This window comes from Paraburkholderia acidicola (assembly GCF_002362315.1).
Taxonomy (GTDB): domain Bacteria; phylum Pseudomonadota; class Gammaproteobacteria; order Burkholderiales; family Burkholderiaceae; genus Paraburkholderia; species Paraburkholderia acidicola.
Genome location: NZ_MTZV01000002.1, coordinates 345,507 through 360,872 on the forward strand (window position 1 = coordinate 345,507; position 15,366 = coordinate 360,872).

The 15,366-nt window shown below is 63.3% G+C and carries 14 protein-coding genes; 5 read left to right on the top strand and 9 right to left on the bottom strand.

Translation table 11 applies throughout. The features are described 5' to 3' along the window. Positions 1–15 precede the first annotated feature (15 nt). The gene (locus BWP39_RS03635) at positions 16–951 is read left to right on the top strand and encodes a DMT family transporter (protein ID WP_096716987.1); all 936 of its coding nucleotides are present in this window, start codon (positions 16–18) and stop codon (positions 949–951) included. 531 nt (positions 952–1,482) lie between these two features. Here BWP39_RS03635 and bamC read toward each other — a convergent pair. Together bamC and BWP39_RS31695 are read right to left on the bottom strand one after the other, a co-directional pair. Beyond that, complete coding sequence (gene bamC, locus BWP39_RS03640) at positions 1,483–2,712, bottom strand: outer membrane protein assembly factor BamC (protein WP_096716988.1); 1,230 nt, start codon at positions 2,710–2,712, stop codon at positions 1,483–1,485. A gap of 125 nt (positions 2,713–2,837) precedes the next feature. Beyond that, positions 2,838–3,374, bottom strand: coding sequence for a hypothetical protein (locus tag BWP39_RS31695; RefSeq protein WP_096718521.1), 537 nt, complete (start codon positions 3,372–3,374; stop codon positions 2,838–2,840). Positions 3,375–3,578: 204 nt separating this feature from the next. On the opposite strand from BWP39_RS31695, the gene BWP39_RS03650 reads away from it, so the two are divergent. After that, entirely contained in the window at positions 3,579–4,175 is a 597-nt protein-coding gene (locus BWP39_RS03650) for a cadmium resistance transporter (protein ID WP_096716989.1), read from the top strand. A 98-nt stretch (positions 4,176–4,273) separates the two neighbouring features. After that, positions 4,274–5,119, top strand: coding sequence for a class I SAM-dependent methyltransferase (locus tag BWP39_RS03655; RefSeq protein ID WP_207556580.1), 846 nt, complete (start codon positions 4,274–4,276; stop codon positions 5,117–5,119). Between the two features lie 2 nt (positions 5,120–5,121). Here the strand turns inward: BWP39_RS03655 and BWP39_RS03660 are convergent, their stop codons facing one another. From BWP39_RS03660 to BWP39_RS03690, 7 genes are all read right to left on the bottom strand, one after another. Next, on the bottom strand, positions 5,122–5,889 hold the full coding sequence (locus BWP39_RS03660) for an amino acid ABC transporter ATP-binding protein (protein ID WP_096716990.1): 768 nt from the start codon (positions 5,887–5,889) through the stop codon (positions 5,122–5,124). Beyond that, positions 5,889–6,566, bottom strand: coding sequence for an amino acid ABC transporter permease (locus BWP39_RS03665; protein ID WP_091020436.1), 678 nt, complete (start codon positions 6,564–6,566; stop codon positions 5,889–5,891). The genes BWP39_RS03660 and BWP39_RS03665 overlap by 1 nt, the downstream gene beginning before the upstream one ends. A 22-nt stretch (positions 6,567–6,588) precedes the next feature. Continuing rightward, a complete protein-coding gene (locus tag BWP39_RS03670) occupies positions 6,589–7,368 on the bottom strand; it encodes an amino acid ABC transporter substrate-binding protein (RefSeq protein WP_096716991.1) in 780 nt (259 codons plus the stop codon). 235 nt (positions 7,369–7,603) lie between these two features. Then, positions 7,604–8,836, bottom strand: a complete 1,233-nt coding sequence (gene boxA, locus BWP39_RS03675) for a benzoyl-CoA 2,3-epoxidase subunit BoxA (protein ID WP_096716992.1) — start codon at positions 8,834–8,836, stop codon at positions 7,604–7,606. 32 nt (positions 8,837–8,868) lie between these two features. Then, positions 8,869–10,296: a benzoyl-CoA 2,3-epoxidase subunit BoxB gene (gene boxB, locus BWP39_RS03680; protein WP_096716993.1), complete on the bottom strand. Its 1,428-nt coding sequence runs from the start codon at positions 10,294–10,296 to the stop codon at positions 8,869–8,871. A gap of 27 nt (positions 10,297–10,323) precedes the next feature. Further along, positions 10,324–12,006: a 2,3-epoxybenzoyl-CoA dihydrolase gene (gene boxC, locus BWP39_RS03685; protein ID WP_096716994.1), complete on the bottom strand. Its 1,683-nt coding sequence runs from the start codon at positions 12,004–12,006 to the stop codon at positions 10,324–10,326. 89 nt (positions 12,007–12,095) lie between these two features. Then, positions 12,096–13,046 carry a helix-turn-helix transcriptional regulator gene (locus BWP39_RS03690; RefSeq protein WP_096716995.1) on the bottom strand — a complete coding sequence of 317 codons (951 nt, stop codon included), beginning with the start codon at positions 13,044–13,046 and terminating at the stop codon, positions 12,096–12,098. Positions 13,047–13,237: 191 nt separating this feature from the next. Here BWP39_RS03690 and BWP39_RS03695 point away from each other — a divergent pair, with 191 nt between their 5' ends. After that, on the top strand, positions 13,238–13,705 hold the full coding sequence (locus BWP39_RS03695) for a DUF4863 family protein (RefSeq protein ID WP_096716996.1): 468 nt from the start codon (positions 13,238–13,240) through the stop codon (positions 13,703–13,705). Between the two features lie 65 nt (positions 13,706–13,770). Then, positions 13,771–15,366: a benzoate-CoA ligase family protein gene (locus tag BWP39_RS03700; protein WP_096716997.1), complete on the top strand. Its 1,596-nt coding sequence runs from the start codon at positions 13,771–13,773 to the stop codon at positions 15,364–15,366.

Below are 15,366 nucleotides of genomic sequence, written 5' to 3' on the forward strand. Positions count from 1 at the left end.
TGACGTCAGAGCCCCATGAATCCCGCCAATCTCATCCAGTTACTCGTACTCGCCGCCTTGTGGGGCGCGTCGTTTCTTTTCATCCGCATCGGTGTGGCCGACTTCGGTGTAGCGCCGCTGATGGCGCTGCGCGTCGGCATCGGCGCCGTGTTCCTGCTGGCCGTGATGCTCATGCGGCGTCCGGTGCGCGAATCGCTGCATACGCTGCGCGCACGCGCATGGCCGCTGCTCGTGGTTGGCGTCCTCAATTCGGCGGCGCCGTTCTGTCTGTTTGCGTATGCGGAGCTGACGCTGTCGGCGGGGGTGACGTCGGTGATCAACGCGACCGCGCCGCTGTGGGGTGCAGTCGTGGCCTATCTGTGGGTCAAGGACAAGCTGAGCATGCTGCGCGTGCTCGGGCTCGTCGTCGGCTTTGCTGGCGTACTGATGCTCGTGTGGGATCAGATCGCGACGCCGCACGGCGCAGCGGCCACACCCATGACTACCGCGCTTGCCGCGGCGGCCGGGCTCGGCGCCACGCTGCTGTATGGCATCGCCGCGAACTACACGAAGCGCTATCTGACCGGTATCGATCCGCTGACCATCGCCGCCGGCACGATGACCGGCGCGACCATCGTGTTGCTGCCGCTCGCGATTCTCTGGTGGCCGGCCACGCCGATCTCGCACACGGCGTGGGGCTCGGTGCTCGCACTCGGCATTGCATGTACCGGCATCGCCTACATGCTGTACTTCCACCTCATCGCCGTGACCGGTCCGGCCCGCGCGATCACCGTGACCTTCGTGGTGCCGATCTTCGGCATCCTGTGGGGCATGCTGTTCCTGCACGAGAGCGTGTCGATCGGGATGATCGAAGGCTGCGCGGTGATTCTCGCCGGCACGGCGCTCGCGACGGGTGTGATCAAGCGGATTCCGGGTATCGGGCCGCCGCGTGCGGAGAACGCGCGACAGTGATCCATCCGGCCTGTTCAGGGCCACCCGCCTCGCCCACCTAACGCGAACCGCGTTACCGCTCGCCCCGCTCACGTCGGGGCGCGCTGTTTTCCGCCGCCACAAAAAAAATAGCCCGCACTCCACAGGAGCGCGGGCGAAACCGTCGCCCTACGAGGATAGGCGACGGGGCCACAGAGACCCGCGTGCTGGGCACGCGAGTCATCGTCGGGCATCGCGCAGGCTCGTGTCGGCCGGCGCGAAAATTCTGCTGCACCACGGGAAACGGCGAAAGCCTTGCTGCATAAGGCTCATATCCCGCGTTGGGGGAGTAAAAGCAGCTTACGTGCCAGCCGCCAATGTTACAGAAACAGGTGTGCAACCCATTGATTGTTATGGGTGTCAGCAGAACCGTAAGGGAAATTAGGGGCTGGCTGGACGGGCGTTACGGCGTAACGTCACGTTACGTCGACGGGATTTCTTCAGACGTGAAAAAACCCGCCGCGGCCTGACACCGGGCGGGTTTTCGGGGCTTCCAGGTACTACGCCGGGATTTCAGCGCAGCTGGTCGACCACCAGCGACATGATCTGCTTCGCCTGCTTCGACGAATCGGTCTGGCCCGCCGCATCGACGACAGCCACGCGGGTCTGCTCCGGCGTCACGGCCCGGACGTTGACGCGATACTGCTTCGCGACCTTTTCCTTCTTGCCGTGGAACACCTGGCTCCAGAAGCCCTGCTCCGCTTCGCTCAGATCGGTCGGATCGACGTAGCGGATGTAGTACAGGCCGTTTGCGCGATCGCGGTCGTCGACGGTGAAGTTGCTGCGGTCGAGCGCGATGCCCACACGCACCCATGCGCGGTCGTACGGCTCGCCGAGCGTAAGTTCGGTGGAGGTGAACTGCGCCCCGCTACCCGAGCTATCCGCCGCTTCCGAACGCGCAGGCGTTTGCGCAGCAAGCGCGACGTTCTGCGCCGCGTTCGCAGCCGCCGCCGATTTCGCACCGGCCGTCGCTGCGCCCGGTGCATCCTGCGAGCCCGCCGGCGACAGCGCCGCCGCACTACCCGTTCCGGCACGCGAATCGTTCACTGCGAGCGTCGCCATCAGCCGTTTCAGGTATTCGGTTTCGAGCCCCGGATCGTTCGGCTTCGGTTCCCACTTGCTGTTCTCGTTGTTCGTGCCGGTCAGCGCTTCGCGCATGCCTTTCTGGCTGATGAACACGTAGGTGCCGCCGTTCGACGTCGGCTCGAGACGCGTGCGGTACTTGTTGCGCTCGGCGGTCACGTACGAATTGCCCATCGCCAGCGTCAGCGTGTTGCGGATCAGCCCGTCGTTCACCTTCGGATGGGTTTCGTTCCAGTCGGTTTCCATCACGCCCTTCGCGCGCTGGTCGACGACGAGCAGGAAGCCCTGCTCCTGCCAGAACCGGCGGATTTGCGGCCACGCCTGATCGGGTGATTTGTTGTCGATGACGAGCCAGCTTTCGCTGCCGTCACGCTGGATGTGCATGTTGGTGACGACCGGCACGACTGCCTCGGTGTTGGCCGGCGCAGCCTGCTGGACCTGCTTGAGCGAAGAAAGCGATGCCTCGCCACCTTGCGGTGGCGCCGAACGCTGATCCGGCGTCTCGTCGATCAGGTTCGGCGGAATGGCCAGCGACACCTGCTTCGATTTCGAATCGCTTTTGTAGTCGATTTTGTTCGGCGACGACGTGCCGCAGCCGGCGACCAGCCCGCCTGCCATCAGCAATGCTGCAAACCGCTTGGTAAGACGAAGATCAGTCATGTTCGGGGAATCCTTCGCAACGCAACGCCACGGCAAGTTTCCGTGGATCAACCCAGCATTTTACCGATCCGGCGAGAGGATGCGCAAAAAGTAGAGTCAGGGGGTGAAAGTAAGGTGCCCGCACTTCAATCAGTGTCGTCGGACGGCGGGTTGGTTTTGACCATGTCGGGCGGCGCTAGCCAGCGGAACGAAAGGAGGCCGCTCCGGTTGTAAGTACATTGAACCGCGGCCGGAACTTTGCCTGGTTTTGCGCTGGCCTGCTTCACCGGTGCGGTCGGCGGGTGCAGCCCGTCGAACGGGGAGCTGAATCCTTCGCCGGCGTGCCGCGTGGTCGCAGATGCGGCGGACACAGCAGACGCAGCCTCAGAGGCCTCAGCTGCCGCGGACGCTGCTGAAGCAACGGAAGCGGCAGAAGCAGCCGATGCCGCAGACGCCACCGCAACTTCCGACGCGGCCTTCTGGATCTCACCCTCGACGACCACGCGCGTCCCGTCGATGCCGACACCCGTGTGCGAAACCTTGAGCTTGTCGGCCGATTCGGCGCCCAGCGCGATACGCATCGATTGTTCGCACGCGTCCGCGTTGCGGTACGCGGCCGTGCATGCCGCCGACAGCGTGACTGCGGCGGCGATGCTGGCGAGTAGGAGAATCCGGGTCTTCATCGAGCTTCCGTGGTTCAGTGCGACGCCAATTGTAACGTAGCGCCCGCCTGCGACGAGATGCGACAGCTGGCATGTGCCTGGCACCTACCTGACAACCCGGCGCCACTGGCAGAATAGCGGCCAGCCGCCGGCTCGTGCCGGCACACGCTAGCGGGCCCACGGGCACGCGATGCGCCGCGCTTCCGACCACAGGTGTCCCTCTGCATGACCAGTCTCGTCATTCTCGCCGTTGCCGCTTACGCGGCCACCAACATCGATAACCTGTGCGTGCTGCTCGCCTTTCTCGCCGATGCGCGCGACGACAGGTATCGCGTGATCGCCGGGCAGTTTCTCGGATCGGCAGCGCTGGTCGTCGTGGCGCTGGCCGTCGCCGCGCTGCTGACGAAGCTGCCGGAGCCGTATATCGGCCTGCTCGGTTTTCTGCCGGTGACCGTCGGCATCGTGAAGGGATGGACGTGGTTACGCTCGCGTTCGAACGCGCAGCAGGATGAAGTGACAAGCACGGCGCGCGGTTCGTCTTCGTGGACCGTTGCCGGCGTCGCGATCTCCAACGGTTCGGACAATCTCGCGGTGTACGTGCCGCTCTACGCCGCGCACGCTGCCGCCGATGCCGTGACGATCACGCTGGTCTTCGCTGCGATGACTGCCCTGTGGTGCACGAGTGCCGTGTGGCTCGTGAATCATCCGCTGCTCGGCGCACCGCTGCGGCGCTATGGCGCAGCGATCCTGCCGCTGGTGCTGCTCGTCATCGGGATCTCGGTGATCGTGCAGCACGATGCGTGGCGGGTGCTGATGCATTGACGCGCGCATATCGATATACCGATTCGCGCATTTCGCTTTCCGGCGCCGCGCCGCATAATGGCCGTCACTTCACTCTCCCCTTTCTGACCGCCATGCGTATGCTCCGCCCCACGCTTGCGGCGCACTGCGCCGCGCTATTCACGGCACTGCTGCTCGTCGCCTGCGCAACATCGTCCGCGAATCCGCCGGCACCCGATGTCGCGCTCAACGCGGCCATCGCGGGATCGCAGCGCAGCGACTCCGCTAAAGCACGCGACGTCTATCGTCATCCGCAGCAGACGCTGCAGTTCTTCACGATCGCACCGACGCAACGCGTACTCGAAATCGCCCCGGGCGGCGGCTGGTACACCGAGATCCTCGCGCCCTATCTGCACGATCGCGGCACGTTGTACGAAGCGCAATACGTCAGCCCCGCCGCCGATGCCGCACAGGAAGAACGCACGACGGGTGCCACGTTCGAACGCAAGCTCGCGAGCGCGCCCGCGCTATACGGCAACGTGATCGTCGGAACGCTGCATACAGGACAGTTCAGCTTCCCCGTGAACGGCACGATCGATCGTGTCTTCACGTTCCGCAACATCCATAACTGGATCAAGGACGGTCAGATCGATGCGAATCTGCAGGCGTTCTATGCCGCGCTGAAGCCGGGCGGCGAACTGGGTGTGGAGGAACATCGCGCGGCGCCGGGCACCACATTGCAACAGATGATCGACAGCGGCTACGTGACCGAAGACTACGTGATCACTCACGCACGCGCGGCGGGCTTCACCTTGCTCGCACGCAGCGAGATCAACGCGAATCCGCAAGACACGAAAGATTATCCGCACGGCGTGTGGTCGCTGCCGCCCACCTACCAGGGCGGCACCACCGACCGCGCGCGTTATACGGCCATCGGCGAATCGGACCGGATGACGTTGACCTTCGTCAAGCCGGTCACTCCGTAAGCTCAGTCGGTCCAGCTTTCCGGCAGCGTTTGCGTGAGTGTCGACACAAAGCTCGCGGTTTCGGGTTGACGTGGCCGCGTGAAGACATCGCGTGAACTGCCGGACTCGACGATTGCGCCGTTGCTCAGGAACACGACATCGCGCGCAATCGATGCAGCGAGCCGCAGATCATGCGTCGCCATCAGCATCGTCATTCCTTCCTTCGCGAGCTGCTTCAGCACTTCGACCACTTCAGCGGCAAGGCCCGGATCGAGTGCGGAAGTCGGCTCGTCGCACAGCAGCACATCGGGCGAAGGTGCAAGCGCGCGCGCAATCGCCACGCGCTGTTGCTGACCGCCCGACAGCGTGACCGGCCACGCATCCGCCTTGTGCGCAATGCCGACTTTAGCGAGCAGTTCCTGCGCACGTTCGCGGGCACGCGCCTTGTCCCACTTCTGCACGGTCAGCAGCCCTTCCATCACGTTCTCGAGCACCGTGCGATGCGGAAACAGCTGGAAGTTCTGGAACACCATGCCGGTGCGGCGACGGATCGCGAGTACTGCATCGCGCGAGGGTTTTTCGGTGCGGCTGAATGCGAGCCGCTCGCCGCCGAGTTCGAGCGTGCCCGCTTCGGGGATCTCGAGCAGGTTCACGCAGCGCAGCAGCGTACTCTTGCCGCTGCCGGACGGACCGATCAACGCGGTCACGTTGCCCGGCTCGAGCGCGAGATCCACAGTGCGCAGCACCTGATGGTCGCCGAAAAATTTGTCGATACCGGAGAGGCGGATCATCAGTTGCCCGACTGGAAAAGTGCATGCCGCCCGAACTTGCGTTCGAGCCGGACCTGCGCCGAGGACAGTACCGAACTGAACACCAGGTAGATCAACGCGGCTTCAACGTAAAGAATAAGCGGCTCGTAGGTCACCGATGCGATCCGCTGCGCGGCCTGGAAAATTTCCGGCACGGTGAGCACCGCCGCGAGCGACGTGTCCTTGACGAGCGCAATAAACGAGTTCGAGAGCGGCGGCAACGCCACGCGCGCCGCCTGCGGCAGGATCGCGCGACGCAGTGCCTGGCCGCGCGTCATTCCCATCGAATACGCCGCTTCCCACTGCCCTTTCGGAATCGACTCGATCACCCCGCGAATCACTTCGGAGTTATACGCACCGACATTTAGCGAAAAACCGATGATCGCCGCCGTCAACGGATCGAGCACGATGCCGACGTTCGGCAAACCGTAGAAGATCACGAAGAGTTGCACGAGCAGCGGAGACCCGCGGATCAGCCAGACATAGAAGCGCACGATCGCGACCGCCCACGACGGTCCGAACAGACGCACCAGCGCGACTGCGAACGCAAGCGCGAGCCCGATCGCGAACGAAACGAGCGTGAGGGGCACGGTAAACACCAGCCCCGCGTACAGCAGGGGCCACAGCGACTGCCCCATCAATTGCAGCCATGCCGGCATGATTCAGGCGCTCCGTGAGCGATTACTTGGAGACATCCTTGCCGAAATACTTTTCGGAGATTTTCAGGTACGTGCCGTCGGCCTTGATGTCGGCGAGTGCCTTGTCGATTGCCGCCAGCAGTTCGGGATTGCCTTTGCGGATCAGCACAGCCGACTTGTCGGCGTCGCCGGAATCGTCGAGTGCGGCGATCTTCACCTTCGCATCGGGGCGGTGCTTCTTGAAGTCGAGGTAGGACAACGAGTCGTTGATCGTCGCATCGACGCGGCCCGACGTGAGCAGATCGACCGATTCGTTGAAGCCCTGCACGCCGACCACGTCCGCACCGTTTGCGACAGCGATCTTGCCGAAGTTGCTGGTCAGCGTATTAGCCGACTTCTTGCCCTTCAGGTCGGCGAAAGTCTTGATCGTCGTGTTGTCCGAGCGCACGATCAGCGCCGCGTGCGACACGATGTACGGCGTGGAGAAATCGTACTTGACCTTGCGCGCATCGGTCATCGCGACTTCGTTGATCACCGCGTCGTAGCGGCCCGCATCGAGGCCCGCAATCAGGCCATCCCACTTGCCTTCGACGAACTCTGCCTTGACGCCGAGACGCTGCGCGATCGCGCGGCCGATCTCCACGTCGAAACCGGTCAGCTGATTCGACGCATCGTGAAAGGTGAACGGCGCATAGGTGCCTTCGGTGCCGATCTTGAACACGCCGGCCGCCTTGATCTGCGCCAGGCCGTCCGCCGCGAACGCCGCGGTCGCGGTAGCGACCTGCAGCAAACCAATCAACAGGATGGATCGAATCGACTTCATCAGAATGTGCTCCGTAGGGTGGTTTTGTCGAGACTGACAGCCTCCGCCGCCCGGACGCCGGTCCGGCAGAATGGGGCGGACTGTAGCAAACGGCCTTTATTTTCACAACGCATTTTGCGCTGGAAGAATAGTCCAAGGGGGAATAAGTTAGACCGATCAGATCGCCTTGGCAAGGCTCGACAATACGGAGTGTAGCGCGTGCTGACGTGCTGGTTGACGCGGGGTTGCGTTGCGGTCAGTAAGTCTCGATATGCAACCGGCCTTCTTTCCTGAGCCGCTGCCACAGCACGTCCCAGTCGAGGCCCTGCCCTTCCGCGATCTCTTTCAGCGCCTGCAACACACCCTCCTCCATGCCTTTCAACCCACAGACGTAGATGTGCGTGTTGTCGTCCTTCAACAACTGGGCGACATCGGGGGCGCGTTCGCGCATCGCGTCCTGCACATAGCGTTTGGGCTGTTTCGGCGTGCGCGAGAACGCGAGGTTCGTATCGATGAAATCTTTCGGCAGGTTGGTGAGCGGCCCAAAGTACGGCAGTTCCTCTTTCGTGCGCGCGCCGAAGAACAACATCAGCTTGCCGGTCGCGCCTTTCAGCCGGCGGCGTCGACGGTACTCGGTCATCGCGCGCATCGGTGCCGAACCGGTGCCCGTGCAGATCATCAGTAGATGTGAGTTTGGATGGTTCGGCATCAGGAACGTGCCGCCGAACGGTCCGATCACGTTCACGACATCGCCCTTCTTCAGGTCACACAGATAGTTCGAGCAGACGCCCGCGGTCGCGTTGCCGTCGTGATCCTGGACGACGCGCTTCACGGTCAGCGACACGTTGTTGTAGCCGGGGCGCTCGCCGTCGCGCGGACTCGCGATCGAGTATTGCCGTGCGTGATGCACGCGGCCGTCGGCGCTCGCGCCCGGCGGCAGGATACCGATCGACTGGCCTTCAAGCACCGGGAACGGCTTCGCGCCGAAGTCGAGCACGATGTGATGGATTGCGCTGTCGGTGGCCGCATCGGTGAGGCGGTAGTTGCCGACCACCGTCGCGGTGGTCGGCGCCTTGTGCGTATAGAGATTGACGTAGGGCTTCGCTGCCGACCACGGTGGCACGATCGAGCCTCGCACCGTGTCGGTTTGCGGGCCGGGTTCGATAACGTTGCCTGCTTCTGCGTTTTCGGCTGCGACGATTGCTACGGGTACCGCGCCCTGCGTCGGCAGCACGTCCCATGTGAGCTGCTCATCGACACTGTATGCATCGGCACGCAACAACGTGCGCCAGTTGTCGATCGCACCGGTCGGGCATGGCGGCACACATGCCATGCAGCCGTTGCAGGTATCGGCCTTGACGACGTAGTTGTTCTCATCGTGTGTGATCGCATCGATCGGGCACGTCTCTTCGCATGTGTTGCAGCGAATGCAGATCTCCGGATCGATCAAGTGCTGCTTCAGGACGTCGATCGATACTGGCGCGTTCATGGTTGTCTCCTGCCATGTGCTACGGTCTGTTCTTAATTGAACCGCACATATTCGAAGTCGACCGGCTGGCGATTCACGCCCATCGCCGGCGGCGCAATCCAGTTCGCAAACTTGCCCGGTTCGCTCACGCAGCCCATCAACGACGCGACATACGCGCGGTCTTCGGGCGTCGGCAGCCACTTCGCCTTGTTCGCGGCCCATTCGCTCTCGTCGATCACGCGGCCATCCGGCGCAACCCGCACGCCGGCGAACGTGCCGATCTGCCGGTTGAACGCCTTGTGCGGTACGGTCAGACGAAAATCGAGTCCGGCCTTTTCGAGCACCTTGTTCCAGCGCCCGACGCCCGCCACCGAATCCTTGATGTAATCGTCGCGCAGCACTTCGTTCATCGCGTTGAGCATCGGCACCTCGCGCTCGACGAGCTTGCCGTCCTGCACATCGAGCAACCGATAGCTCTGACCAACCAGTTGATGATCGTCGTCGCGCTTCGTCTCCTCGTAGCGCCCCTTCAGGCCTGAGCTATAGAACGTCGCCGCATTCGACGAATGGTCCGCGCCGAACAGGTCGATCGTCACTGAGTAGTGGAAGTTCAGATAGCGCTGGATGGTCGGCAAATCGATCACGCCGGCCGCACGGATGCGCGCGACGTCGTCGGTCTGCAGTTCGTTCATCACCTGCGCGGTACGCTGCACGACGCGCGATACGCCCGATTCGCCGACGAACATGTGATGTGCTTCTTCAGTCAGCATGAACTTCGTCGTGCGCGCAAGCGGATCGAAGCCCGACTCCGCGAGTGCCGACAACTGGAACTTGCCATCGCGATCGGTGAAGTACGTGAACATGTAGAACGCGAGCCAGTCCGGCGTCTTCTCGTTGAAGGCGCCGAGAATGCGCGGATTGTCGTCGTCGCCGGAGCGGCGGCCGAGCAGCGCTTCGGCTTCCTCGCGTCCGTCGCGGCCGAAGTAACGATGCAGCAGATACACCATCGCCCACAGGTGTCGCCCTTCTTCGACATTCACCTGGAACAGGTTGCGCAGGTCGTACATCGACGGCGCGGTGAGCCCGAGATGACGCTGCTGTTCAACCGATGCGGGTTCCGTGTCGCCCTGCGTGACGATGATGCGGCGCAGGTTCGCACGATGCTCGCCCGGCACGTCCTGCCAGGCGGCTTCGCCCTTGTGTTCGCCGAAGTGGATCGTGCGGTCCTGCTCACCGGGTGCGAGAAAAATCCCCCAGCGATAGTCGGGCATCTTCACGTGATCGAAATGCGCCCAGCCGCCCGCATCGACACTAACAGCGGTACGCAGATAGACATCGTAGTTGTGCGAGCCGTCCGGGCCCATATCGCCCCACCACGACAGGAAGTTCGGTTGCCATTGTTCGAGCGCGCGCTGCAAGGCGCGGTCGTCGGCGAGGTTCACGTTGTTCGGGATCTTGTCGCTGTAGTTAATCGTGGACATGTCGGTTCCTTGTGCGGAATGCGCGCGTCAAACTCGCGCGACGTCGAACTGCGCCTTGCTGCCCTTGCCGTACACCTTGAGCGCACCCTTCTCGCCCACCGCATTCGGCCGGTTGAAAATCCAGTTCTGCCACGCGGTGAGACGACCAAAGATGCGCGTCTCCATCGTCTCCGGCCCGTTGAAGCGCAGGTTCGCTTCGAGACCGGTCAGCGCATCGGGCGACATCGCCGAGCGCTCTTCGAGCGCGATGCGGATTTCGTCGGCCCAGTCGATGTCGTCCGGCGCGGCGGTCACGAGTCCAAGACGCTCGGCTTCGACTGGCCTGATCGCACTGCCAATCTTCGCGCGGACCGCATCGAGCGGCGCCGCTTCGTCATAGAAGCGCCGCGCAAGCCGCGACTGATGCGTGACCATCGGATACAGACCGAAGTTGACTTCCGACAGCGTGATGACCGGTTCTTCGTCTTCGTTGCTGGGCAGCGCGGCCATATAGGTACGGTCGGCCGCGAACGCGAGTTCCGCGAACGTGCCCGCAAAGCATGAACCCGGTTCGATCAGCGCGAACAGCGAGCGCGACGACACGTCGATGCGCGCGAGCGTGCGGCGCAGCAGGCCGATCGTCTCACGCACGAACCAGTGCTGCTGGTGCAGCATCAACGATGCGTCGGCGGCGAGCAGCGCACGCGCATCACCCTCGGTACGGAAAATCCATGTGCCGATATCGAGTTCGTTGGTGCGCATGGAGAGAATCGCATCGTCGAGTTCACGCGCGAAGCGCAGCGGCCACCACTGCGCGCCGGCCGCGACGATGCCATCGATGTCGTCGGGCTGCGGCGTGGCGGGAGCTTTCGCAGTAAACGTAGCGGTACGTTTCGCACGATCAATCGCGACGTCGACAGTCGCGTAGCCGAGGCCGTCGTGACGTTCAGTACGTTCGATGCGGATCAGCGCAACGCCTTGTGCCTCAGCCGGGCGATCGCTCTGCGCAGCAAGTTCGAGCGCACGCGCCTGGATAGCCTGATCAAACTGGTTCGGCTTGACCACTTCATCGACGAGCCGCCATTCCTTCGCACGCTCGCCACGAATCCCTTCGACAACGGTGCAGAAAATATCCGCACGATCGTGACGAACCTTGCGCTTGTCGGTGAGCCGCGTGAGACCACCGGTGCCCGGCAGTACACCAAGCAGCGGCACTTCCGGCAACGCAACCGACGACGACCGGTCATCCACCAGCCAGATTTCATCGCAGGCCATCGCGAGTTCGTAACCACCGCCGGCGCACGCACCATTCACGGCGGCGATGAACTTGAGTCCCGAATGACGCGACGAATCTTCAATACCGTTGCGCGTTTCGTTGGTGAACTTGCAGAAGTTGACCTTCCACGCGTGCGACGAGAGGCCAAGCATGAAGATGTTCGCGCCCGAGCAGAACACGCGGTCCTTGAGGCTCGTCATCACCACGGTCCGCACTTCCGGATGCTCGAAGCGGATGCGCTGGATTGCGTCGTGCAATTCGATGTCGACGCCGAGATCGTACGAATTGAGCTTCAGCTTGTAGCCGTCGCGAATGCCGCCGTCTTCAGCGATGTCCATGCCGAGTGTCGCGACCGAACCTTCGAAGCTCAGTTTCCAGTGCCGGTATTGCGCGGGGGCGGTGCGATAGTCGACCGGTTGGGTCGCGGGGGGAGCGACGGTTTCGGCTGTGGACATGGGGTGTCTCCAAATAAATGCACGCTGTTCGATGCAGGCTTGATCGAACAATAGTGCATTATTTTTCCCATGTAAAGCACTTTAGTGCATCATTCGATGCCTCGATCCTCCGCCGTTTCGGCCGCGAGCCGCGCCGCCAGCCGGTCGCGCAGTTGCAGATAGGCGTCGGCGAGCGTCTTTTCGCTGGTATCGAACGTCATGTCCGCGCGTCCGTATAGCTCGCCGCGACCGGCCAGAATCCGCTTCAGGTCGTCCATCGCTTCGTTATTGCCCGACATCGGCCGCAGGTCGCCCTGGGCGACCACGCGCCGCATGTGTTCTTCGGGTGTGGCCTGCAGCCAGACCGTAAAGCAGTGCGCGAGCAGTGCGTTGAACGTCCCCGCCTCCGACACCAGCCCGCCCGGCGACGCGATCACCGCGCGTTCGTGCTCCTGGATCACCGCCTCCAGCGCACGATGCTCGTACCGCCGGTACGCACTCGCGCCATACAGCGAATGAATCTCCGACGGCGGACAGCCCGCCAGCTGCTCGATGACCCGGTTCAGTTCGACGAACGGCACCTTCAGTTCCTGCGCGAGCATCCGGCCCAGCGTCGATTTACCCGCGCCGCGCAGCCCGATCAGCGCGATCCGGTCCTTGCGATGCGGATCGCGCGGTGCCTGCGCGAACATCTCCGCGAGCGCGAGCCGCGCGCGCTGCAGCGCGGCCTGATCGCGGCCCTGCAGCAGTTCGCGGATCAACAGCCACTCGGCCGACGACGTCGTCTCGTCACCGATCACCTCGGCGAGCGGGCAGTTGAGCGTCGTCGCGATCTGCCGCAGCACCAGCACCGAGGCGTTGCCGACCCCGGACTCCAGATTCGCCAGATGCCGCTCGGAAAGACCGGTCTCCTGTGCGAGCGCCTTGCGGGTCATGCCGCGGCGCGCACGCAGCAGCCGCACGCGCTCGCCCATCGCGGTGAGAAACGGATCGCGCTCGCCTTTCGGCGCGTCAACATCGGGCACATCGGCGGCAGGGTCAGCAGAGTAAGTTTGCTTCATATGAGAGATTCGATATCCGCTTTAATGTGTACTATAGTGCTTGACATGCATCAAGCAAGCGGTTAATTTTCGCCAAAACCCGGCGGAATAACAAACGCTGACGTACGCAGCCGCTTTTAGCGGCCGCGTCCCGGAGACGGTCGCCGGCCTCGCATGCACTGACATGCGGCCGGCGATCCACGGAGACCCCCATGTCCCCTGACGATTTTCAGCGCCTCATCGCAGGCGTCACTTCGCAACTGGCCGACCGTCCGCTCGACGGTGCACTCGCTGGTTGGCTCAATGCAACGTGGCCCGCGGATAGCACTGTCTTCCGCGATCTGGCCGCAGCGTGCCGCACCGGTGTCGCCGAAGGCTGGCTGTGCAATCGCGAGGGCGGCGGCATCCGTTACGGCCGCATCTTCAAGGCGCTGCCGGAAACCCACGGCTTCTCGGTCGATGTCGTCGACATGAACAATCTTGCCGGCCCACACCACGTTCATCCGAACGGCGAGATCGATCTGATCATGCCGATCGATGAAGGCGCCACGTTCGACGGTCATCCCGCGGGCTGGTGCGTCTACGGGCCGGGTAGCGCGCATCGTCCGACGGTGGCGGGTGGCGAAGCGCTGATCCTGTATCTGCTGCCGCAAGGCGCGATCGAATTCACGCCGTCCTGATCAGGCCGACACGCCTCGCCATCGTCATAGCCATCCCGTCGACGCCGCCCACCGTTGGAGGAACCATGCAAGCCCTGCTGGACACACCGGCGAGCCCGCCCGCACAGGAAATCGCAACGCCGCCACCCGCGCGCTTCAACTTCGCGGCGCATCTGTTTGATCTCAATCAACAGCGCGCAACAAAGACCGCATATATCGACGACACGAGCGCAACGAGCTACGCCGAACTCGAAGACCACGCGCGCCGTTTCGCAACCGCACTGCGCTCGCTCGGCATTCACGCAGAGGAGCGCATCCTGCTCGTGATGCACGACACCGTCGAGTTGCCTATCTCCTTTCTCGGCGCGCTGTATGCAGGCGTCGTACCGGTGATCGCAAACACGCTGCTCACTTCCGCCGATTACGTCTACATGCTCACGCACAGCCACGCGCGCGCGGTGATCGCATCGGGCGCGTTGCTGCCAGTCATCGCGCAAGCTTTGAACGACGCCGAGCATGACGGCTGCACGCTGATCGCCTCGCAACCTGGAGCGGGCGACCTGCCCTGCGCGTATGTATTGAGTCATCTGATCGGGCACGCGCCGCCCGCTGTCCGCGCCACGTCGAGCGGCGCCGACGACATCGCGTTCTGGCTCTACTCATCGGGCTCGACTGGCAAGCCGAAGGGCACGGTTCATACACACGCCAACCTCTACTGGACCGCCGAGCTGTACGCGAAACCGATACTCGGCATCGGCGAACACGACGTAGTGTTCTCGGCGGCCAAGCTGTTCTTTGCGTACGGGCTCGGCAATGGACTCACGTTTCCGCTGACCGTCGGTGCGACCGCGATCCTGATGGCCGGACGCCCCACCGCCGACGCCGTGTTCGAGCGGCTCGTGCGCCATCGTCCGACGATCTTCTATGGCGTGCCGACGCTCTACGCAAACCTGCTCGTGTGTCCGGACCTGCCGGCGCGCGCCGATGTTTCGCTGCGCATCTGCACATCCGCCGGCGAAGCGTTGCCGCGCGAAGTCGGCGAACGCTTCGCTGCGCACTTCGGTTGCGATATTCTCGACGGCATCGGTTCGACCGAAATGCTGCACATCTTCCTGTCGAACCGCGCCGGCGATGTGCAGTACGGCACGACTGGCCGTCCCGTGCCCGGCTACGACGTCGAACTGCGCGACGAAACGGGCCAGCCGGTCGCCGATGGCGATGTCGGCGACCTGTATATCAAGGGGCCGAGCGCGGCGCTGATGTACTGGAGCAATCGCGAGAAATCGCGCGCGACGTTTCTCGGCGAATGGATCAGAAGCGGCGACAAGTATCGCCGGCTGGCGAACGGCTGCTACGTCTACGCGGGACGCAGCGACGACATGCTGAAGGTGAGCGGCCAGTATGTATCGCCGGTCGAAGTCGAGATGGTGCTCGTCCAGCACGATGCGGTGCTCGAAGCGGCCGTTGTCGGCGTCGATCACGGCGGTCTCGTCAAAACCCGCGCGTTCGTCGTGCTGAAGCAGAGCGCCGTCGATTCGGGCACACTCGCCGACGAACTGAAGGCGTTCGTGAAAGAGCGGCTCGCACCGCACAAGTATCCACGCGACATCGTCTTCGTCGACGATCTGCCGAAAACCGCGACCGGCAAGATTCAACGCTTCAAGCTGCGGGAACTGCTCTGA